The following is a 1892-nucleotide window of genomic DNA, read 5'->3' on the forward strand; positions in this document are numbered from 1 at the left end:
GGGCGAGGTGGATGTGCTGGGGGACGGCATCCCGGCGTCGCGCTTCGTCGAGGTCATGAACAACCCCGAATTGCGCAGCCAGGTCGCCGTGGGTGACCAGTTGCATACCGGCTACGTGGCCATCAACACCCAGGTGAAGCCCTTCGACGACGTGCGGGTCCGCCGCGCGCTCAACGTGGCCATCGACAAGGAGCGGATCGTGCGGATCATCAACAACCGCGCCGAACCTGCCAATCAGCCGCTGCCGCCCCTGATGCCTGGTTACAACTCCGGGTACAAGGGCTTCCCCCTCGACCCGGAACGGGCCAAACAGCTCCTGGCGCAGGCGGGACATCCCAACGGCTTCAGCACGGTGCTCTACGTCAACAACACGGACCCCAACCCCCGCATTGCTCAGGCCATTCAGCAGGACCTTGCCCGAATCGGGGTGAAAGTCGAGCTGCGCACTCTGGCGCAAGGCCCTGTCATTGAGGCTGCAGGTACCCCGGGCGGGGCGCCGCTGGTCTGGTCGGGCGGTATGGCGTGGATTGCCGATTATCCGGATCCCGGCAACTTCTACTGGCCGATTCTTTCGTGCGCAAGCGCCGTGCCGGGAGGCTGGAACTGGGCCTGGTACTGCAACCGCGAGCTGGACGAGATGGCCCGCAGGGCCGACGCCATGGTCCGGCCTGACCAGGAGGCGCAGCGGCTCGCCCAGTACCGCGAGATCTTCACCCGCATCGCCGAGGATGCTGCCTGGATCCCCATTTTCCACGAGCGCCGCTTTACCATGCGGTCCAAACGGATTGGCGGCGAGGATGCGCTGTTTGTGGATCCCATTCACATCCCGGTCAACTACGACGAGGTGTATGTCAAATGAAGCCCGTCAGCGTCAAGACCGTTCATCAGGGCCACCATCACTTCGGGTGGGACAACAGCCTGGCGCCCGTGCTGCACGTGGCGCCGGGCGACGAGGTTGAATTCGAGGTTGTGGACGCCTCCGGGGGTCAGCTCTCCGAGAAGAGCACAGCCGAAGATGTCCGAAAGCTCGACTTCGGGCGGGTCAATCCGGTAACCGGGCCGGTGTTCGTTGAAGGAGCCGAACCGGGCGACACGCTCGTGGTGGACATCGTTGACCTGCAGGGAAGCGGCTGGGGATGGTCGGCCATCATCCCCGGGTTCGGGTTGCTGGCCGAAGATTTCCGGGAGCCGTTCCTCCACATTTCGCACTACAACGCGTCTTACGTCGAGTTCACCCCCGAGGTCCGGCTGCCGGTGCGGCCCTTCCCGGGAACCATCGGCGTGGCTCCGGCCGAGCCAGGATTGCACTCGGTCGTGCCGCCGAGGGAGGTCGGCGGCAACATGGACGTCCGGGACCTCGTACGTGGCAGCCGGCTGATGCTGCCGGTGAGGGTGAACGGCGCGCTGTTCTCGGTGGGTGACACCCACGCCGCCCAGGGGGACGGAGAGGTCTGCGGGACGGCCATCGAGAGTCCCATGCGGGTACGCCTGCGCTTCGATTTGCAGAAGGCTACGGGACAGCGGCGGCCGCGATTCATCGTAAACGAGCCGCCCACCCGACACGTGGACGGCAAGGGCTATCAGGTCACTGCCGGAATCGCTCCCGACCTGATGACGGCAGCCAGGGATGCCGTGCGGGAGATGATCGACCTGCTGGGCCGGGAATACCGGCTCGAGCCCGCCCTGGCGTACACCCTTTGCAGCGTGGCGGTTGACCTGCGCATCAGCGAGGTGGTGGACGCCCCTAACTGGGTGGTATCCGCCTATCTCCCGCGGGCCATCTTTGTCTGAGACGTCTCATGACGAGAGGTCTTTAGCTTTCAGGCGTTCTCGGACGAAGTGAGCACGGGCCACAACCGCCGCTTCCCGGCGCTGCCGGCCGTCGAGTTTGG

At 65.3% G+C, this 1892-nt stretch carries 2 protein-coding genes; both read left to right on the top strand.

The window, feature by feature from the left end; translation table 11 throughout:
* Window positions 1-859: ABC transporter substrate-binding protein (locus AB1609_22695; GenBank protein MEW6049244.1), on the top strand; the 859-nt coding region annotated here is incomplete at its 5' end.
* On the top strand, window positions 856-1791 hold the full coding sequence (locus AB1609_22700) for an acetamidase/formamidase family protein (GenBank protein MEW6049245.1): 936 nt from the start codon (window positions 856-858) through the stop codon (window positions 1789-1791). The genes AB1609_22695 and AB1609_22700, both read left to right, overlap by 4 nt.
* The last annotated feature ends 101 nt before the right edge of the window (window positions 1792-1892 follow it).

The sequence above is a fragment of the Bacillota bacterium genome, from assembly GCA_040754675.1.
Taxonomy (GTDB): domain Bacteria; phylum Bacillota; class Limnochordia; order Limnochordales; family Geochordaceae; genus Geochorda.

Excerpts from the sequence above, each read along its gene's own strand:
- AB1609_22700 (MEW6049245.1), top strand. The coding sequence starts at position 856 with ATGAAGCCCGTCAGCGTCAAGACCGTTCATCAGGGCCACCATCACTTC.